Source organism: Qipengyuania sp. SM2512 (assembly GCF_054954005.1).
This window is the reverse complement of record NZ_CM143134.1, coordinates 1,455,112-1,475,330: the sequence shown is the minus strand read 5'-3', so window position 1 is coordinate 1,475,330 and position 20,219 is coordinate 1,455,112. Positions and strand designations below refer to the sequence as shown.

Annotated in this window: 11 protein-coding genes; 7 read left to right on the top strand and 4 right to left on the bottom strand. The window is 65.6% G+C overall.

The features are described 5' to 3' along the window. The 3 genes from ACQ5J0_RS07440 to ACQ5J0_RS07430 all read right to left on the bottom strand — a co-directional run bounded on the left by ACQ5J0_RS07440 (nt 1) and on the right by ACQ5J0_RS07430 (nt 5,406). A complete protein-coding gene (locus ACQ5J0_RS07440) occupies nt 1–3,189 on the bottom strand; it encodes an efflux RND transporter permease subunit (protein WP_462569940.1) in 3,189 nt (1,062 codons plus the stop codon). A gap of 61 nt (nt 3,190–3,250) precedes the next feature. Then, the gene (locus tag ACQ5J0_RS07435) at nt 3,251–4,585 is read right to left on the bottom strand and encodes an efflux RND transporter periplasmic adaptor subunit (protein WP_462569939.1); all 1,335 of its coding nucleotides are present in this window, start codon (nt 4,583–4,585) and stop codon (nt 3,251–3,253) included. A gap of 221 nt (nt 4,586–4,806) precedes the next feature. Further along, a complete protein-coding gene (locus ACQ5J0_RS07430; RefSeq protein WP_462569938.1) occupies nt 4,807–5,406 on the bottom strand; it encodes a TetR/AcrR family transcriptional regulator in 600 nt (199 codons plus the stop codon). A 144-nt stretch (nt 5,407–5,550) separates the two neighbouring features. Between ACQ5J0_RS07430 and ACQ5J0_RS07425 the strand changes: the two genes are divergently transcribed. From ACQ5J0_RS07425 to ACQ5J0_RS07395, 7 genes are all read left to right on the top strand, one after another. Next, entirely contained in the window at nt 5,551–6,078 is a 528-nt protein-coding gene (locus tag ACQ5J0_RS07425) for a sigma-70 family RNA polymerase sigma factor (protein WP_462569937.1), read from the top strand. Between the two features lie 38 nt (nt 6,079–6,116). Next, nucleotides 6,117–7,040, top strand: coding sequence for a FecR family protein (locus tag ACQ5J0_RS07420; RefSeq protein ID WP_462569936.1), 924 nt, complete (start codon nt 6,117–6,119; stop codon nt 7,038–7,040). Then, complete coding sequence (locus ACQ5J0_RS07415) at nt 7,019–9,406, top strand: TonB-dependent receptor (protein WP_462569934.1); 2,388 nt, start codon at nt 7,019–7,021, stop codon at nt 9,404–9,406. Before ACQ5J0_RS07420 ends, ACQ5J0_RS07415 begins: the two co-directional genes overlap by 22 nt. Nucleotides 9,407–9,500: 94 nt before the next feature. Then, entirely contained in the window at nt 9,501–12,704 is a 3,204-nt protein-coding gene (locus tag ACQ5J0_RS07410) for an autotransporter outer membrane beta-barrel domain-containing protein (protein ID WP_462569933.1), read from the top strand. Nucleotides 12,705–13,062: 358 nt separating this feature from the next. Next, nucleotides 13,063–13,746, top strand: coding sequence for a Fe2+-dependent dioxygenase (locus ACQ5J0_RS07405; protein ID WP_462570076.1), 684 nt, complete (start codon nt 13,063–13,065; stop codon nt 13,744–13,746). Between the two features lie 123 nt (nt 13,747–13,869). Then, complete coding sequence (locus ACQ5J0_RS07400; RefSeq protein WP_462569931.1) at nt 13,870–16,008, top strand: TonB-dependent receptor; 2,139 nt, start codon at nt 13,870–13,872, stop codon at nt 16,006–16,008. A gap of 186 nt (nt 16,009–16,194) precedes the next feature. After that, the gene (locus tag ACQ5J0_RS07395) at nt 16,195–17,271 is read left to right on the top strand and encodes a phosphatidylinositol-specific phospholipase C1-like protein (protein WP_462569930.1); all 1,077 of its coding nucleotides are present in this window, start codon (nt 16,195–16,197) and stop codon (nt 17,269–17,271) included. 125 nt (nt 17,272–17,396) lie between these two features. Here ACQ5J0_RS07395 and ACQ5J0_RS07390 read toward each other — a convergent pair whose 3' ends face one another. Next, on the bottom strand, nt 17,397–20,183 hold the full coding sequence (locus ACQ5J0_RS07390; RefSeq protein ID WP_462569929.1) for a TonB-dependent receptor: 2,787 nt from the start codon (nt 20,181–20,183) through the stop codon (nt 17,397–17,399). Between the last annotated feature and the right edge of the window lie 36 nt (nt 20,184–20,219).

Here is a 20,219-nt window from a genome sequence, read left to right as displayed (position 1 = left end):
CTATTCGGCCGGCTGCACGGCAGGGGACCGCTGGTTCCCGCGCGGCGATCCGCGAAGCGCGGCGATGCGATCGCCGAGCGCGCGGCAGACGACGTAGAATGTCGGTGTGAAGGCGAGGCCGAAGCCGGTGACGCCCAGCATGCCGAAGCACACCGCGGTGCCGAGTGCCTGACGAAGTTCCGCACCCGCGCCGGTCGCCACCACCAGCGGGACCGAGCCGAGGATGAAGGCGAAGCTGGTCATCAGGATCGGGCGAAGCCGCGTCCGCGCTGCCTCGACCGCGGCATCCACGGGGGAAAGCCCGTGCAGCCGCTCGCCCTGGCGGGCGAATTCCACGATCAGGATCGCATTCTTCGCCGACAGGGCGATGAGGACGACGAGGCCGATCTGCGTGAGGACATTGTTGTCCATCCCCATCAGATTGACGCCTATCATGGCGGCCAGCAGGCACATCGGCACGATCAGGATGATCGCCAGCGGCATGATCAGGCTTTCGTATTGCGCCGCCAGCACCAGGAAGACGAGCAGGACCGCGAGAGCGAAGACGTAGATCGCGGTGTTGCCGGTGCCAGCCTGCTGGTACGCGATCCCGGTCCATTCGGTGGAATAGCTCTGCGGTACGGTCTCCGCCGCCACCTTTTCCATGGTCGTCAGCGACTGGCCGGTCGAACTGCCGGGTGCCGTATCGCCGTCGATCGCGACGGCCGGCGCGAGATTGTAGCGCGAGACGCGGTACGGACCGGTCGTATCGCTGAAACTGGCGACCGAACTCAGCGGTACCATCGAGCCATTGCCCGAACGGACATGGAGATTGCCGATATCGGCGACATCGTCGCGGTAATCCGCCTCGGCCTGCGCGGTCACGCGGTAGGTTCGGCCCAGCAGGTTGAAATCGTTGACGAAGGCGCTGCCGAGATAGACCGAGAGAGTGTCGAAGATATCGCCCGGCGCGACCCCCAGCATCTGAGCCTTTTCCCGGTCGATATCGCTGCGCACGCGCGGCGTTCCGGTGTCGAAGAAGGTGTAGACGCCCGCCAGACCCTCCTGCCCGTTCGCTTTGGCGATGACGCTGTTGGCGACCTCCTGCATCGCGCGATAGCCCTGCCCCGAATTGTCCTTGAGCATCATCCGGAAGCCGCCGGCGGACCCGATGCCCTGGATGACGGGCGGCTTGACGATCATGAGCCGGGCTTCGCTGATGTCCACAGTCGCGGCCTGCGCGGCGGCGATCAGCTCGTCCACCGACTGGCCCTTGCCCTGCCGGGCATCGAAATCGTCCAGGACCCAATAGGCGGCGGCCGAACTGGCCGATTGCGTCTGGGTCGTGCCGTCGAAGCCGGAGAGCATCACCGCGCCGGTGATCCCCTCGATCGGCAGGACGCGATCCGCCACCTTCTTCATCACGTCGTCGGTGCGGGTGGTGGCGGAGCCGGGGGGAAGCTGGATGACCGACACGAAATAGCCCTGGTCCTGCTGCGGGACGAAGCCAGTCGGAGTAACCGCCAGCGTTACTCCGGTGAGACCGATGAGGATGGCGTAGGCGACCATCATGCGCCGGGGCATGCCCACCAATGTCGCGGTCAGGCGCGCGTACCAGTCGCTGAAACGCTCGAAGGACGCATTGAAGCGCTGCCCCGCGCGGTCGATCCCGCGGCGCCAGGCCGGAGCATCGGCAGGCAGATCCTCGTGCGGCCGCAGGAGCAGTGCCGAGAGCGCCGGCGAGAGGGTGAGCGACACGAACAGCGAGATCACGGTGGCGGCCGAAATCGTCACGGCGAACTGCTTGTAGAATTCGCCCGACAGGCCGCCCATGAACAGCGTGGGCACGAACACCGCGCACAGCACCAGAACGATCGCCACCAGCGCCGAGCCGACCTCGTCCATCGAACGCCGCGCCGCCTCGAGCGGACTGTAACCCGCTTCCAGATTGCGCTCGACGTTCTCGACCACGACGATCGCGTCGTCCACCACGATCCCGATCGCCAGCACCAGTCCGAACAGCGACAGATTGTTGAGCGAATAGCCGAGCATCGCGAGCACCGCGAAGGTTCCGACCAGCGATATCGGGATCGCCAGCACGGGAATGAGCGAGGCGCGCGCCTTCTGCAGGAAGACGATGATCACCAGCACCACCAGCACCACCGCCTCGAGCAGCGTATGGAGCACCGCGTCGATGCTCTGCGCGATGAATTCGGTGGGATTGTAGACGATCCGGTATTCCATCCCTTGCGGAAAGGATGCCGACAGTTCGTCCATGGTCGCCTTGACGCCCTCGGCCGCGGCCAGAGCGTTGGAGCCCGGCTTCTGGAAGACCGGCAGGATGACCGAATCCATTCCGTTCAGATAGGCGGAGGTCGCGTAGTCGGCGGCGCCGATCTCGACCCGTGCGACGTCGTTGACATGGACCTGACGACCCTGGTCGTCGGTCCGGATCACGACCTCTCCGAACTGTGCGGGATCGGTGAACCGGCCCTGCGTCTCGACATTGAGCTGGAAGGCGGATCCGGGGCTCGGCTGCTGGCCCAGCGTGCCGGCGGCTACCTGGACGTTCTGCGCCCGCAGTGCGCGCACCACATCGCTGCCGGTGAGGCCGAGCGCGGCGGCCCGGCCGGGGTCGATCCACACGCGCATCGCCAGTTCGCGCTGGCCGAACATCTGGACGTCCCCCACGCCCTCTAGCCGGGCGAGCCGGTCCTTGATCCGGGTCTGGGCGTAATTCGAAATATACTCGCGATCGAGCGAGCCGTCCGGCGAGACGAGATTGACCACCATCAGGAAGTCGGGGGTGGTCTTGCGGGTGACGATGCCCAGACGCCGGACTTCTTCCGGCAAGCGCGCTTCGGCGATGGCGACGCGGTTCTGGACCAGCACCTGCGCCTCGTCGAGATCGGTCCCGGGGGCGAAGGTGACGGTGATGGTCATCCGGCCATCGCCGGTGGATTCGCTTCCCTGATAGAGCATCCCGTCGACGCCGTTGATCTCCTGCTCGATCGGATTGGCCACGGTATCGGCCACCGTTTCGGCAGAGGCGCCCGGATAGACGGCGGTGACGGTAACCGTCGGGGGCACGATGTCGGGATATTGGCTGATGGGCAGGAAGAAGTAGGAAATTGCCCCGACCAGCGTCACCAGCACGGCAAGCACGCTGGCGAAGATCGGGCGATCGATGAAGAAACGGGAAATTCGCATGGGCGCACTCCGGGCGTCGTTGGACGCGTGGAACTCGGGATCGGGCGGTGTCGGGTAGCGGCTAATCGGCCAGCGTGGCGAAGGCGGAGCGGCTGGCATCGGGCGCCTTTGCCGGCACCTCGCTCCGCTGCCGTGCCAGGGCGATCCGGCCCGCTTTGGCGGTGACCTTCTGGCCGGGCATCGCCATCTGGACGCCCTCGATCACCACCCGCTCGTTGGCCTCCAGGCCCTTTTCGATCACCCGCAGGCCTCCGACCAGCGGGCCGAGTTCGACGGCTCGCGCCGCGACCGTCCCGTCCTTCCCGACCACCAGCAGGAGCTTGCGCGTCTGGTCGGTGGTGACGGCCGCATCGGGCACCAGCAGCGCCTCGCGGGTGCCGCCGCTGGCCAGCCGCATCCGTCCGAACAGTCCCGAGGCGAGGAAACCGTCGGGGTTGGGGACGACGGCCCGGGCGCGGATCGTTCCGGAATCGCCGTCGATCCGGTTGTCGGTGAAATCGAGCCGACCGCGCCGGCTGTAGTCGGTCTCGTCCTGCAGCTTGATCTCGACCGCAGCGCCCTTGCCGAGCCCCTCGCGCCGCGACTTGAGGAACAGGGCTTCCGAACCGGCGAACTCGAAATGGACCGGATCGATGGCGTCGATGGTGGTCAGGAGCGTGGCGGCGGCACCGCCGCCGCCCGAAACCAGATTGCCCGCATCGACCCGGCGATCCGATATGCGGCCCGAAATCGGTGCGCGAACGGTGGCGAACTCCACGTCGAGCGACCGCGACGCTACGCGAGCCCTCGCCGCGGCGAGACCGGCTTCATCGTTGCGCACCCCGGCTCGCAGACGATCGATTTCGTTCGCCGCCACCGCGTCCTCCGCCACGAGCCCTTGCGCACGGGCGAGATCGGCGCGCGACAGAGCCAGGGCGCTCTGCGCGGCGGCGACCTCGGCCTTGGCCTCATCGAAGGACGCGCGGTAGGTGCGGGAATCGATGGTAAACAGCGGCGCGCCCTTCCGGACCATCTGCCCGTCGGTGAAATGCACCCGGGCGATCTGGCCGGAGACCTGCGGGCGCACTTCGACGCTGCTGCTGGCCTCGAAGCGCCCGATGAATTCGTCCCACTCGCTGATCGAACGCTGGAGCGGCTGCGCGACCGTCACCACCGCCATCGGGGGCGCGGCGGGCGCGGGGGTCGCCGCACCGAGGAACCACCAGGTCGCGGCGAGGGACAACACGATCAGCGCGCCAACCCAGAGCCGAAAGCGCTTCGGCTTCGCGGAAGGCTGGCTGGCTTGCTGCGGGGCGTAATCCGCGTCGTCGAAATGATCGTCGGCCCCGAATTCCACCCTCTCGCGGTGGTCGGCGGCGGGCGCGTCGTTCAGGCGGTCGATGGGCGTATCGAACATCGGTTGGGCTGACCTTATACTGGCGAGTGCCATCGCCTCCGGAAGCGCGGTGCTTTCGGAACCGGACAATCGGTTCATCACTGGCTGGACGCATCATGCGGCCGATCGAACCGGCTCCTGCCCGTTCGACCTTCTGTACCGCTAAGTATGTAATGCGCCGTTCAGGTCAAGCGCTTTTTGTGTACCGACCGATATTTATTACCCGGTCGGGCGAGCCACCTCTATCGCGAGGGCCAGGATCGCATTGCCGAATCAGCGACTTGCATGAGTTCGTCGCGCGTCGCGCCCGATTGGGCCTGGACCGACACGCCCTGCATGATGGCGAGCAGATATCGGGTAATCGCATTGGCTTCGGTCGGCGCAGTGAATTCGCCCGCGTCGATCGCGCGCTGCATCCGATCGACCATCGCCTGCTTGGACGATTCGGTCCGGCTGTTCACATCGTCGCGGATCGACGGCTCGACGCTCTGGCACGCGACCGAGGCGATCACGCCCATGCAGCCCCGAGCCACGCCCTGGGTCGCCACGTCGACCGCACCCAGCAACAGGTTCTCCGCGACCGCGCGAGCCGTGGGCGCTGCAATAGCCTCGCCGATATAGGCGAGCTTGTCCCTCTCGTAGAGATCCAGAGCCTGGCGAAACAGCGCCTCCTTGTTGCCGAAGGCGGCATAGAGACTCGGGCGGGTGATCCCCATCGCTTCGGTCAGATCGGACAGCGATGCGCCCTCGTAGCCCTTCTGCCAGAACACGCGCAGCGCGGCGGCAAGGGCATCCTCGAGATCGAATTCGCGCGGGCGTCCTCTGGTTGCGACTTTTTCCATACCATAAGGTATAGAACGGATGGGCGAATTTTCAAGCGAAGACAGCCCGCCGACGCCTACCTCTTCTCGCCTCGTATGGTCTCGCTCAGCCAAGGGGCTCAAAAAGGAGTGGCCCCCGTGGCCTCAAGCGGATTACGGGCAGCTATGCAAGACGAGCACCCGAACGGCGGATTGCAGGGGGTCCTGCTGGACAACCGCGACCGCGTGCTCCGGTTTCTGCTCGCGCGCGGTGCGGGGGAGGATGCCGAGGACCTCTATCACGAGCTCTGGCTGCGCATGGGCAGCCGCCCCGCGGGACCCATCGCCGCGCCGCTCTCCTATATCTTCAGCGCGGCCAACGCCCTGATGGTCGATCGCTATCGATCGGTGTCGCAGGCCCGGCGCCGCGAGCGGGACTGGGTCGAGACGACATCCGATGCGCGTTCGGGCGTGTCGGACCAGCCGTCCGCCGACCGGGTCGTCATGGGTCAGCAGCATGCCCGGTTGGTCGATGAAGCGCTGGCCGGGCTTTCGCCCCGCGCGGTTGCGATCTTCCGCCGCGCCCGGATCGACGAAATTCCGCAGGCACAGATCGCCCGCGAGTTCGCCGTCAGCATCAGCACGGTCGAAAGCGATCTGCGCAAGGCCTTTCGGCTGCTCAGCGGGTTCAAGGAGCGCTTCGATGAGGAATGAGCGCAATGTCTCCGTCATACTCGAAGGAGCACAAACCCATGGCGATTGACCCGAACATGCAAGAGGAAGCTATCGGCTGGTCGGTGCGGACGAGCGATCCCGCGTTCGACGATTGGGATGCCTTCACGCAATGGCTCGAGATCTCGCCCGCTCATGCGGAGGCCTATGATTTCGTATTGGCCGCGGTCGCCGACGGGGCGGACGGCTTGCGCGCGGCGCCCGAGGCGGCGAACGATGCGGCGCAAGAACCGGCTGCGACCGCCGCGCGCGGTCGCTGGCTGGGACCGGCGATCGCCGCCTGTCTCGTAGCATTTCTCGCGATCGGGTTCTGGCAGTTCCAGTCGCCGGGCCAAACCTATCAAACGGCGCCCGGCGAGATGCGCACGATCCAGTTGGACGATGGAAGCCAGGTCGCGCTCGCAGGAAACTCGCGGATCGAGATCGTCGGCGAACGCTCCGCTCGCCTTGAGGAGGGGCGCGCACTTTTCACGGTCATCCATGACAGCAGCAATCCCTTCGTGGTCGAGGTCGCCGACCGGACGCTGGTGGACGCCGGCACGATCTTCGACGTCGATCTGTCGCTCGCGAGCGTCGATGTCGCCGTCTCGGAAGGGCTGGTGATCTACGATCCGGCGGAGCAGCGGGTGCGCGTGGAGCCCGGACAAGTGCTGAGCTTCTCGCAAACCTCCGGCGATTACGTGGTGTCGCAGGTGCCCGTGGATCAGGTCGGCGAATGGACGAGCGGACGCCTGACCTTCCGCCGCGCACCGCTGGAAAAGGTGGCGATCGACCTGAGACGCGCGAGCGGGATCGACTACACCGTGGGGCCGAACAGCGCGTCGCATCTGGTATCGGGCAGCATCATGGTCTCCGCCCTTCGCCAGTCTCCCGCCGAGCTCGGCCCCCTGCTCGGCGTCGAGGTGAGCCGCGAAGCCGGCTCGTGGGTTTTGACGGCACCCTGACGATGCGCTTCGGGATCTACGCTCTGGCGCTGGGCTTTCTGGCGCTTCCGGTCTCGCTCGCGGCGCGCGATGTCGCGATCGACGTTCCGGCGGGGACCGTCGCCAATTCAGTGATCTCGATCGCTCGCCAGACCGGCAGCAGCATCGTCGTGTCCCATCCGGTGCTGGCCGAAAGGCGCTCGCCGCGCATCCGCGGCAGGATGGGCGCGGAGGAAGCGGTGCGACGACTGGCCCGGTCGGTCGGCGGCGAAGCCGTCCGGGTCGGGAAGTCGTCCTGGAAGATCGTGCCGCGGCCCAAGCGGTCCGCGCTTCGCCCATCCCGGCCCAAGCCCTTGCCCGCCCCCGCGCGCCCGGCCGCACCCGATCCGCTTCCGATCCCGGAGCCGGGGCCGCCCATCGTCGTGACCGCGAGCAAGCGCGACACGCGCCTGACCGAACTGGCAGCGCAGGTGGCCATCATCGACGGAGAATCGCTCGAACTGGGCGGCGTCGGCGGCACGGAAAAGATCACCCAGCGGATAGCGACGGTATCCTCGACCCATCTTGGCAGCGGGCGCAACAAGCTGTTCATTCGCGGGATCGCGGATTCCAGCTTTACGGGCCCCACCCAGGCGACCGTCGGGCAGTATCTGGGCGATCTGCGGCTGAGCTACAACGCTCCCGATCCCGATCTGCGGCTGTCCGACCTCGAACGGGTCGAGGTGCTCGAGGGCCCTCAGGGCACGCTTTACGGGGCGGGCTCGCTGGGAGGCATCATCAGGCTGGTTCCCCACGCTCCGGAACTCGATGTCGCCTCGATCCGGGGAATGGCGGGGGCCGCGCTGACCCAGCATGGTTCGCCCGGCGGCGATCTGAGCGCGACCGCCAATATCCCGCTGCGAAGGGAACGGGCCGCGCTGCGCGTATCGATCGATGCGAGCCGCGAAGGCGGTTATATCGACAAACCCAATCTCGGCCGGATCGACGTCAACCGGGCGGACATTCTGGCGGGCCGCGCATCCGTGCATGTCGAGCTGGACGAGGACTGGACGGTAGAGCTTCTCGGGCTGGCCCAGTCGAGCAAGGCCGAGGATAGCCAGTACGCCGATCGCGGCGGAGCACCGCTCGAGAACTCGGCGCAGGTCCAGGAAGGCTCCGAAGCGGAATATCTGCATGGCCAGTTCGTCGTCTCCGGCCTGTTCCGCGATATCGAGATCCGCTCCACGAGCGGTTTCGCTCGCCAGGAACTGCAGGAGCGTTACGACGCCACTGCCCCGAATGGCCCCGACCGGCTGTTCCTGCAGCGCAACGACACGCGCATGCTCGCCCATGAAACGCGGTTCTGGGTTCCCTTGTCGAAAAGGTTCGGCTGGCTTGCGGGGCTCAGCCTCATCGACAACCGCACGCGTCTGACGCGATCGCTCGGTTCCCCCGATAGCCGCAGCGCCTCGCCGGGCGTGCTCAACACCATCACCGAGGCCACGATTTACGGCGAAGCGAGCTATCGGCTCCGCGACGGCCTGATCGCGACTGTCGGCGCGCGCTATACGCACGCATGGCTGGGGGGCTCCGGGCAGGATGTCGCCGAGGCTTTCGTCCGCACGGAAATTACGGCCAGCCGCAAGCAGGGGGCGTTCCTGCCTTCGGCCTCGCTGCTCGCCGAAGTCGCACCGGCAACCAGCCTTTTCGTCCGTTATCAGGAGGGGTTCCGGCCCGGCGGTCTCGCGATCCAGGGCAATTTCGTCAGCCGGTTCGAACAGGATCGCGCCGCCACGCTGGAGTTCGGCCTGCGTCACGGCCGCCCCAAGCGAGATCCCTTCGATCTGACGCTGAGCGTGTCCCATACGAGGTGGTCCGACATCCAGGCAGATTTCATCGACGAGCTTGGCCTGCCCAGCACGGCCAATATCGGCGACGGGCGCGTCTGGACCGCCAGCTCGGTTCTCGGGGTCAATCTGCTGCCCGAACTTCGGCTCGATGCGGGCGTGACCTTCAACGAGAGCCGGATCGACGAACCGAGTCTGGCGCTCTTCTCGCGGACGAACCACGTCCCGAATATCGCCCGCTTCTCCGGCCGTCTGGGGCTCGAGTACTCCGCGAGAATTGCGCGCGATCTCGATCTGCGGATCCAGGCCTGGTCAAGCTACATCGGCAAGTCGCGCCTCGGTATCGGCCCGGAGCTGGGAGAGCTGCAGGGAGACTATCTCGACAGCGGGCTGATTGCGCGCATCGCTCGGGATCGGCTCGGCGCGACGATCTCGGTCACCAATCTCGCCGACGTGCGGGGCAACAGATTTGCGCTTGGCACCCCCTTCGTGGTGGGCCGCGACCAGGTCACCCCGCTGCGCCCGCGCACGATCCGGTTCGGGCTGGACTTCTCCTTCTAGGCCCAAGCAACCCCGGCGAAGCGGTTTTCTCGATCGCGCATCAAGGTCGCGGTCGATCGGCTCCGTCCTCCTCTTGATCCACGAGGAGGACTTTATGAATCGCTATTTGCTTGCCGGGACCGCCATCGCCGCATTGGCCACGCCGCTTGCCGCCCAGACCACCGTCGACAGCCGGCGGACCACACCGGTCGCCACATCGGCGCTCAAGAACGGCGCAGGCGATTCGGTGAGGGTCACGGACAAGGGCTCGGTCGAACTGACCTCCGGCGCGGCGATCACGCTCGACAGCAACCACGCGGTCGTCAACGAAGGCAAGATCGTGGTCACCAATGCCGAAGGAGGCAGCGGGATCGTGGTGGCGGGCGATCGTACGGGCAATATTACGAACTCGGGTACGATCACGGTCGATGAGACCTACGCCCCCACCGACAGCGACAACGACAAGGATCTGGATGGTCCCTTCGCGGTCGGAAGCAATCGCGCCGCGATCCGCGTCCAGGGCAAGCTTGCGGGGCAGATTTCCCATACGGGCACGATCTCGGTCGAGGGCAACAATTCGGCGGGCATCCTGGTGCAGGACACGCTGACCGGCGGACTGGTCCACGACGGCAAGACGACGGTCCTCGGCGACAACAGCGTCGGGGTCGATGTGCGCGCGGTCACGGGCGACGTGCGGCTTGCGGGCACCGTCGCAGCCAGCGGAGCGGGGGCGACGGGAGCGCGGTTCGGCGGCGACATCGGCGGCGGCCTCACCGTACAGGGCGAGATTGCCTCCACCGGATATCGCTACCCCGCGCCTCCAACCGACGCCTCGAAGCTCGACAGCGACGATCTGCTGCAGGGGGGTAGCGCTGTGCTCGTCGAGGGCAGCGTCGCGAAAGGCATCATCTTTGCCGTCGCGCCCAAGGATACCAAGCCCGACGATGCCGACGAGGACAAGGACGGGCTGGCGGACGCCAAGGAAGGCAGCGCCAAGGTCACCTCCTACGGAGCGGCTCCGGCCGTCCTGATCGGCGCGAGCGATCGCGATATCGTCATCGGCGCGGTGCCCGGTACGGGGACGGGCTTCGGCATCGTCGTCGACGGTGCGATTGCGGGCCATGGCGTCTACGCCGGCGTCGCGGGCAATGGCATGGTGATCGGCGGGCGCGGCGGTGCGGTCAGCGTCAACAACGGGATCGCCGTTTCCGGCACGATCACCGCCACCTCGAAGGATTCCAGCGCCACCGCGCTGCGTCTCGGCAGCGGCGCGGGCGTGCCCGAGCTGCGCAATTCGGGCACCATCAGCGCTGCAGGCGGCAAGGCGGCGGCAGCAAGTTCGATCGCCGTGCTCGTCGAAGCCGGGGCCGAGGTTCCGCTTGTCCGCAACAGCGGCACGATCAAGGCTACGGCAGGCGGCAATGATGCCTTCGCCGGCGCCATCGTCGATCGCAGCGGCTCGCTGAAGCTCGTCGAGAACAGCGGCAAGATCATCGCCACCGGCGCCAGCTCCGCCGCGGGGCGAAACGTCGCAATCGATCTGTCCTCGGCGGCGTCGGGAGCCACCGTCCGCCAGACGGCGGTCGGCGCGGGGATCGAGGCACCGCTGATCGAAGGCGACATCAGGTTCGGCGCGGGCGCGGATGTGCTCGAAATCGCCGACGGCGCGGTAAAGGGCGGCGTCACGTTCGGCGCCGGGGTCGACCGTCTGGCCTTGAGCGGCGATGGCCAGTTCGTCGGGACCGCGGTCCTCGGCGGCCAGGCGGATCTTCTTTCGCTTGCGGGGACTTCGACCTTTGCCGGCACCGCCGATTTCGGTGGCGGCAACGGTTCGCTGACGATCGCCGACAAATCGGTCTTCGCCGGAAAGCTGCAGGGCGGTCAGAACCTGGCCGTCGCGGTCAATGGCGGCCTGCTCGATATCACCGCCCCGACCGCAATCGGGTCGCTGGCGGTCGGCGCCAATGGCGTGATCGGAGCCACACTGAGCAAGCAGGCCAATGCCGCGACCGCCATCTCCGTCGCCGGTACCGCGAGCTTCGAGAAGGGCTCCAAGCTCAAGCTGCGGCTGACCGACATCGCGCAGGCCGAAGGCCTGTATCAGGTGATCGAGGCCGGCACTCTCGTGGGAGCGGGCAATCTCGCCGCCGACAGCGCCCTCGTTCCCTTCATGTACAAGGCTGCCCTGGCCGTGAACGAGGCGGCGGGCACGATCAGCGTGGATATCGATCGCAAGGAAACCAAGGATCTGGGCCTCAATCGCTCCGAGGGAGCGGCCTACGACTCGCTCTACCGCGCGCTCGCCGCTGACGCGGAGGTGGCGGGGGTCTTTCTCGGCATCACCGAGGCGAATGTCTTCAAGGCATCCGTCGCGCAGACCCTGCCCGATCACGCCGGCGGCGCTTTCGACGGCATAAGCCTCGGGCTCCGAACCTTTGCGCGCACCCTCGCCACTCCGGACACGCCGATCGAACAGGAAGGTAAGCTGAGCGTCCTGTTCGATTTCGCCGGCTGGGATTCGACCAGAGGCGAAGGCGACACCGCCAGCTACGATCTCGACGGCCTCGGTTTCTCGGGCGGACTCGAGCTTGCCACCGGGGTCGGCAAGCTCGGCGCCACCGGCACCTGGCTGTGGAACCGGCATGACTCGGGTATCGACAACAATGTCATCTCCAACACCTATGAAGCGGCCGCCTATTGGCGGGGCGACTGGGGCGCGTTCTCGGGCTTCGCGCGCGGTTCCTACGGCTTCTCCGACTTCGAGGGCTCGCGCTATTTTGTCGGAATGAACGGCGACAAGAAGATCGAGCGGACGATCGATGGCCAATGGTCGGGCAATGTCGTCTCCTTCGTCGGCGGGGCGTCGGTCGAGGGCGGCTCGCAATTCTTCTTCATCAGGCCCTCGATCACCCTCGACTATATCCGGCTCAGCGAGGACGGCTACACCGAAACCGGCGGCGGCAAGGCGCTCGACCTGACGATCGAAAATCGCACGAGCGACGAGACCGGCCTCAATCTGGCCATCGCCACGGGTGTCGATCTGCTGGGGATGCGCAGCCGGGACCGGAACTGGGCCAGGATCGAGGCCGAAGGCGGACGGCGCGAGATACTCGCGGGCGATATCGGCGCCACCACCGCCCGCTTCGGGACCGGCGAGAGCTTCACGCTCCTGCCCGACCAGCAATCGAGTGGCTGGTTCGGCCGCCTGAGAGGCGTGGGCGGCGACGAGTTCTACACCCTCTCGGGCGAACTCTCCGCAGAAGAGCGCAACAGCGAGATCGGCTACGGGCTGCGCGCATCGATCAGCTTCAAGCTGTGATCGAGCGCAAGTAGACATCAGTGTCGGAGCCTGTTCGTCTCCCCCCTCATCCCCCATGACGAACAGGCTTCGCCGTCCTGGGGGCTGGATTTCGTAACCCCCGAACCATCCAGCCCCCTTTTTTTTGAGCGTTTTTCGTTCGGGCGGGTCGTATCCGCCCGAGCAGTAACCCGGTTCAACCGTATCCGGACCGTCGCCGCAACACCGGCTTACTGCAATTGACATTCACTCGCATCCCCGCGAGGGGCGATAAGCCGTCGTATATCGCTCGGGTCTGCATGTATCCCATCCAGTCGCGAGAGTTTCGGAACGGGCGATGGCGCTCCTCGCCCGGCAGCGCTGGAAGGATGAAGAACGCATGATGGTTCGCGTGGAACGGGTGCTCGACGAAGCGCAGGTGCTCGAGCTTCGCCGGTTGATCGAGAGCGGCGAGTGGGTCGACGGCAACGAGACTTCGGGCCATCAGTCGCGCTCCGCCAAGCGGAACCGGCAATTGCGCCAGGGTAGCCAAGCCGAGAAGACCGCGGGCAGAATGGTGCTGGATGCGCTCGGCCACGCGCCCGAATTCATCGCGGCTGCGCTTCCGCTCAAGGTGTTTCCGCCGCTCTTCAACCGCTATGAGGGCGGAGAGGCGTTCGGCGCCCATGTCGACAATTCGATCCGCCGTCTCGAGGGGACCGATTTCCGGATCCGCAGCGATCTGTCGGCGACCCTCTTTCTCGCCGAGCCGGACAGCTACGAGGGCGGAGAGCTCGTAATCGAGGATCTGTTCGGGGAACACAGGGTCAAGCTGCCGGCCGGGGACCTGGTGCTCTATCCCGCCTCCAGCGTCCACCGCGTCACCCCGGTGACGTCGGGCGTGCGCCTCGGTTCGTTCTTCTGGCTGCAAAGCATGGTCCGCGATCCCGGCGAACGCGAGCAGCTTTACCGCCTCGACAGGACCGTCCGGGTGTTGAGTGCCGAACGCGGGCCCACCGACGACGCGGTCCTGCAATTGACCAATCTCTACCACAATCTGATGCGCCGTTGGGCCGACGCCTGAGGCCGCAATTGCTCATGCCTACCGCCCAACAACGCTATTGCGACTAAGTTGCATTTGCATTGACAGCGGCGACCCGGCCTCCCATAGGCGCGCCCAGAGCAGAACAGGGAGGCCAGCACAGCCATGACACGATCGAAATTCACCCGCACCGCACCATTCCTCGCGCTGGGATGCGTCGGCTTCATCGCCAGCGCCCCGGCGGCAGCCGAAAACGGCATCGACCCCGACGGATCGATCGTGGTGACCGGCGATCGTCCCGACGAGCTGAGCATCGATCAGGCCACCGCGCCGATTCTCGACACGCCGCGCACGATCAACGTGGTGACCGAGGAGACCCTTGAGCAGACCGCCTCCTATTCGTTCGAGGAAGCGCTGCGGATGGTTCCGGGTATCACCCTGGGTGCCGGCGAAGGCGGCACGGCCGCGGCAGACATCCCTCTTATCCGCGGCGTCGATGCGACGGGCGACGTGTTCGTCGACGGGGCGCGGGACATCGGGTCGCAGACGCGCGAAACCTTCGCGGTCGAGCGGATCGAGGTCTTCAAAGGCCCCAGCGGCGCTCTCGGCGGTCGCGGCGCGGCAGCCGGCGGCATCAACTTGGTCAGCAAGACCGCGCGCGAAGGAAATTTCGCCTCGGCGACCGGATCGGTGGGAACCTCGGACCTCTACCGCGTCACCGCGGACGTCAATCGCCAGATCGGCGACCGGGTGGCAGTGCGCATCGTCGGGCTGTTCCACGATTCCGAGACGCCCGGCCGCGACGCCGTCTACGACGACCGCTGGGGCATCTCCCCTTCGATCGCCTACGGGATCGGGACCAACACCGTCGCCAGCCTGACCCACTACCATTTCGAGGGCGATCAATTGCCCGATTACGGCATCCCGCTGACCTCGCGCGGCCAGTTGGCCGACGGTCGGCGGGTTCCTGCCGATGTCGATCCCGACAATTTCTACGGGCTGCTGGTCCGCGATTTCCAGAAAACGCGGGTCGATACCACGACCTTCCAGTTCGATCATGATCTGGGCAACGGCTGGAGCGCATCGGCGCTGCTGCGGTACTCCGATTCGGACATGGACTATATCGTCACCAATCCGGACGACAGCGCCGGCAACGTGGTCGACGGCCAGGTCTGGCGGGCTATCAAGAGCCGCAATTCGAACACCGAATCCATGACCGGCAATGCCAACATCTCCGGCGAGTTCGCGACCGGTTCTATCCTGCACAATCTGTCGATCGGCGCCGAGTACAGCTGGGCCGACACAAGCAACCTCACCTACAGCGTCGACACCGGCGACCGCAATTGTCCGGCCGAAGCGATCGCCGCGTTCAATTGCACCGATCTGCTCAACCCCGACCCTGCGGATCCATGGAACGGCGCGATCGCGCCCGCGACCACGCCGAGCCTTTCGCAGGCCGAGGATATCAGCTTCTACGCCTTCGATTCGATTACCCTGATCCCGCAGCTCATCGTCAACGCGGGCATCCGCTACACCGATTACCGCGCGTCGGGCTCGGGCCGCGGCCGCGGCGGGCCCTTCCGCGGCAGCGTCGAGACCGATTTCGTCAGCTGGCAGGCCGGCGCGATCTACAAGCCCGTCCCCTGGGCGAGCATCTATGCCTCCTATGCGAATGCCAAGAACCCTCCGGGCACCGATGTCGGCGCGGGCTCGGGCAATATCGCGATCAGCAACGACACCTATGCTCCCCAGGAAACCGAGAATTACGAAATCGGCGCAAAGGCCGATCTGTTCGGCGGAGCCATGCAGCTCTCCGCCTCCGCGTTCCGGGTGGACCGCAACAATATCATCAACACCGATCCGCTGGGCGAAGTGACGGAGATCATCGCTTCCGCCCGCATCGAAGGTTTCGAGATCGGGGCTACCGGACAAGCCGGCCCGCTCTCGCTGTTCGGCGGCTACACCTTCATCGACAGCGATCAGGGGGGTGGCAATCTCTTGCCGAACACTCCGGAACACAATCTTTCGCTGACCGCGAATATGGCCGTGGGCGAACGCTTCAGCTTCGGCGGAGGTGTCTATCATCAATCCGAACGCTTTGCCGATGCGGGGAACCTGATCTCTGCCGATGGCTACGTCCGCGTCGATGCCTTCGCGGCCTATGAGTTCAATCCCAACCTGGCCCTGCGGGTGAACGTGAAGAACGTCGGCGACGAGCGCTACATCACCAAGCTGCGCAACCCGCACTTTGCGGTCCCCGCCAACGGGCGCCAGGCGATCGTCTCGCTGACCGCTCGATATTGAGCCACTAGAGCGGGCGCGGATGAGAACCGCTGCGCCCGCTCGGCCTTCCGCCCGGCACCCATCGTGCCGGGCGCCAGCCGGGGCGGATCAGAGCGCAGACCGAGGGCATGGCAAGGCGCCGAAATCAGGGTGCCATATTTCTGTGCTTCCTGGAGCGACACATCCGTCTGTTGCTAGGGAATACCCATGCTCCTGCTCTCGCTGCTGCTTGCCTGTACCCCAACCGACGACCTGGCCGACGATCGGGCCGGCGATCGGGCCAACGAACAAGCCGTAGCCCCGCTGCGGGTAAACGACATCAGCGCTGTCGGGACGCACAACAGTTACAAATTGCCGATGCCGCTCGAGGTGATGGAGACGATCCGGAAGAAAGATGCCCGCGCCGCCGAAGCGCTGGATTATGCCCACCGTCCGCTGAACGAACAGCTCGATCGCGGTGCGAGGCAGATCGAACTGGACGTCAATCGCGATCCGGAAGGCGGCTATTATTCGGTTCCGGGCGAAGCGATCCCGGAACTGGACGCGCCGGGGTTCAAGGTGCTGCACATCGCCGGAATCGACAATGGCAGTACCTGCCTACAGCTCAAACAATGTCTTCGCATCTTGCGCGACTGGTCCGACGCCCATCCCCGCCACGTCCCGATCCTGCTGATGGTCAACGCCAAGGAATCGGACAATGAGGCTCTGGGCCGGCCCGCCCTGCGGTTCGACGAGGCAGCGTTCGATGCGCTGGACGCCGAGATCCGCTCGGTCCTGCCGCCCGAGAAGCTCATCACTCCGGATGACGTGCAGGGCGATTATGCCAGCTTGCGCGAGGCCGTGCTCGCCAACAACTGGCCTGGGCTGGACGAGGCGCGGGGCAGGTTCCTGTTCGCGCTGGACGAAGGACCGGAGAAGGTTGCGATCTATCGCGGCGAGCGCGCCTCGCTCGAGGGGCGGGTGTTCTTCATCAACACCGACGAACACTCGCCAGCAGCAGCCTATCTCACGCTCAACGATCCGATCGCCGAGGGCGACAGGATCCGCGAGGCCGTGGAGGCGGGGTTCCTGGTCCGCACCCGCGCCGATGCCGACACCCGCGAGGCGCGGGCCGGCGACGACACGCGCTTCCAGGCCGCCCTGGCGAGCGGCGCCCAGTATATCTCGACCGACTATCTGTGGAGCGACCCGCGCTTCTCCGACTATCGGGTCGGCCTGCCCGGCGGCGTGGCGGCGCGGGCCAATCCGGTACGCCGCGACGCCGCCTGCAGCATCACCGAATAGACCGCGCGACGCAGGCATTGCGGCAAAGCGAGAGGCGAAATCGCCGAGGCTCTCCGCTCGAACGAATAGGGGCCCCCTCCAGCAGGAGGGAGCCCCACTTGCATCAATTTTCTTAAACTTCCGGATCAGAACTGCGCGCGGACGCCCAGGCTGATCCGGCTTCCCGAGAACTCGTAGGTGGTCGGGAAGGAAGGATCGATCGTGTACCCCGATGTCTTCTCGTCGGTCAGGTTGATCGCCTGCAATTCGACGCGGAAGTTCGGCGTCAGCTGGTAGCTGGCAGCGAAGTCGAACTGGCCATAGGCGTCGCGGTAGACCGGGAACATGTTGCGCTCGATCCGCTCCACATAGGCGCCCTTGTGGTTGTAGGACACGCGCAGCTGCACCGGGCCGTCATCGTAATAGACGGTGGCGTTGTAGGTGCTGTCGGCCAACCCGACCGGCGAGGTGGGCACGTCGATGTCGGATTCGCCGGTCAGCGAGCTGTCGAGGAAGGTGTAATTGGCGTTGATGCCGAACCCCTCGAGCGCGCTGTGCAGCATTCCGAACGGAACCACGGCCACCAGTTCCACGCCGCTGACATCGTAGGATCCTTCGGCGTTGACCGGCTGGTAGACGTCGAAATCATAGACGCCGTCGATCGTGCCATTGGCGTTGTACTTGGTGACATGCCGGACCACGCCGGTCAGCTCGTTCTGGACCACGCCCTGGATGTTCTTCCAGAAATAGGAGGCCGACAGCAGACCGCCGAAGCCGAAATAATATTCCAGCCCGACTTCCCACTGGTCCGCATAGGTCGGCTTCAGGTTCGGGTTGCCATCGGTGTAGCGGAAGTTGTTGAAGCTGGCGGTGCGCTTGTAGGCGAGATCCGTCAGCGCCGGGCGGATCAGCGTCTGCGAGGCGGCGCCGCGCAGGATCAGCCCGTCGATCAGTTCCGCATTGGCGTTCACCGCGGGCAGGATCTTGTCGTACTCGCCTTCGCTCGACACGGGCTCGTCCGAAAAGCCGGTCGTGCCGTCGGGGTTCTGGATCTGGAAGTAGCCCGCCGACAGGACGCTGGTCTTCACATAGCGCGCACCGGCATTGATGAACACCGGCACCGAGGCGATGTCGAAGTCGAAATCGGCCATCGCGTAGGCGGCCCAGGTCTCTTCCTGCACCCGGTAGAACTGCCCGTCATCGAAGGGCGAGAGGAAGCCGTCGGGGCGGAAGAAATCGCGGGCATAGTCGTTCGATATCTGCTGCCAGGCGAGGTCGCCGGCCTGATATTTCTTGCCGCCCGCGATATCGATCACGTCCTGCAATTCGCTGTCGGCCAACGTGCGCTTGTTCACATAGGAACTGTCGCCCCGGGTCGGACCCTGGATCTTCTCCTCGCCGTAATTGCGCTCCTTGGTCTTGTCGGTGAAGCGCCCGCCAACGCGGATTGCGCTCAGGCCGAGCAGGCCACCGCTCGGGAAGGTGTAAGCGAGATCGACCTGGGCCGCATATTTGTCGTCCTTGATCGCTTCGTAAGACGTTTCATACGCTTCGAAGAGATAGGATTGGGGCGAATTGTACATGTCGATCGTAGTGGGATCATCGCTCGGGATCGTCTCGCCGCCGGTCTCGGTGTAGCGGGTGCGCGACGGCGCGTAGGCGACGTGTTTGAGGTTGGCATAGTCGAGCGTCTTTTCCGCGCCCGAATAGCCGCCCAGCACGTTGATCGACCAGTTTCCGGGGGTCCAATCCAGCTCGCCGCCGAACTGGCGGTAATCGGTTTCGTTGACCCGTTCCTTGCTGAGGAATTCGTGCTGGGTCGCGGTGTAGGACACGTCGCGCAGGACCGCGATCCCGTATTCGGACAGGGTGGTGTCGTCATATTCGTGGATAGTGTCGAGCGTGGAGCGGCTCGAAGCCGAATAGGCGGCGATGTCGTATTCGTCCTCGACCGTGTCGTAGGAACCGAGGAAGCCGTCGAAGGTCAGGCTGAAATCGTCGTTCGGCTGGTATTGCAGCGAGCCGGAAAAGCCCAGCTTGTCCTGATCGTTGACGATCACGCGGTCGCCGACCTTGTCGAGGAACACCACTCGGTTGACCTGGTCCTCATTGTCCGGCTCGAGAATGATCCCCGCGTCCCGCTCGAGCACCGCGACCGCCTGATCGGTCTGCGCATTGCCCCGGTCGGTCCAGCGGGAAATGGGCCGGAAATTGATCCCGGAATTGGAATCGGTGCGATTGCTGCGCTGGCCCTTGGCGACCGAAATCAGCACCCCGAACGGGCCCCAGGTGTTGCTCGCCAGCAGCGAGGCCTGCGGGTCGATCTTTTCGGAGATCGAATTGTAGGCGCCTTCGACCGAGCCGACCACGCGCAGGCCCGAGAAATCGAACGGCCGCGCGGTGCGGATCGCCACGCTGCCGGCGATGCCGCCCTCTTCCTGCGCCGCGGTCGGCGATTTGTAGACCGTGACGGTCTGGATCAGTTCCGATGCGAACATGTCGAATTCGACATCGCGTCCACCCGATCCCGACGCGGTGGCCAGATCGTTGATCGTGACATGGGTGAATTCGGTCGGCAGGCCGCGGACGTTGACGCGCGTGCCGAGACCCTTGTCGCGCTCGATTGTCACGCCGGGAACGCGCTGCAGCGCCTCGGACAGGTTCTGTTCGGGGAAATCGGCGATGTCTGTCGCGACGATCGAGTCCGAAAACCCGATCGTCTCGCGCTTCAGATCGATCGCGCGCTCGAGGCTCTGCCGGTATCCGCTCACGACGATCACATTGTCATCGGCCGCCGTCTCCTCGGCGGCATCATCGGACACGGGCATTTGCTCCTCGCTCTGCGCGGCGGCGGGGACGGCGGCCAGGGCGGCGATCGCCGCACCGAGCATGAAGGGTGTCGAACGGCCGAGGCCATGGCGTGAAGTTCTCATCTGGATTGGTCCCTCATAAAAATGACTTGGTCGGTG

Bases quoted from the DNA above. Each gene is read 5' to 3' on its own strand.
- ACQ5J0_RS07395 (WP_462569930.1), top strand. From the start codon at position 16,195: ATGCTCCTGCTCTCGCTGCTGCTTGCCTGTACCCCAACCGACGACCTG.
- ACQ5J0_RS07420 (WP_462569936.1), top strand. From the start codon at position 6,117: ATGGCGATTGACCCGAACATGCAAGAGGAAGCTATCGGCTGGTCGGTG.
- ACQ5J0_RS07435 (WP_462569939.1), bottom strand. From the start codon at position 4,585: ATGTTCGATACGCCCATCGACCGCCTGAACGACGCGCCCGCCGCCGAC.
- ACQ5J0_RS07390 (WP_462569929.1), bottom strand. From the start codon at position 20,183: ATGAGAACTTCACGCCATGGCCTCGGCCGTTCGACACCCTTCATGCTC.
- ACQ5J0_RS07405 (WP_462570076.1), top strand. From the start codon at position 13,063: ATGATGGTTCGCGTGGAACGGGTGCTCGACGAAGCGCAGGTGCTCGAG.
- ACQ5J0_RS07440 (WP_462569940.1), bottom strand. From the start codon at position 3,189: ATGCGAATTTCCCGTTTCTTCATCGATCGCCCGATCTTCGCCAGCGTG.
- ACQ5J0_RS07400 (WP_462569931.1), top strand. From the start codon at position 13,870: ATGACACGATCGAAATTCACCCGCACCGCACCATTCCTCGCGCTGGGA.
- ACQ5J0_RS07410 (WP_462569933.1), top strand. From the start codon at position 9,501: ATGAATCGCTATTTGCTTGCCGGGACCGCCATCGCCGCATTGGCCACG.
- ACQ5J0_RS07430 (WP_462569938.1), bottom strand. From the start codon at position 5,406: ATGGAAAAAGTCGCAACCAGAGGACGCCCGCGCGAATTCGATCTCGAG.
- ACQ5J0_RS07425 (WP_462569937.1), top strand. From the start codon at position 5,551: ATGCAAGACGAGCACCCGAACGGCGGATTGCAGGGGGTCCTGCTGGAC.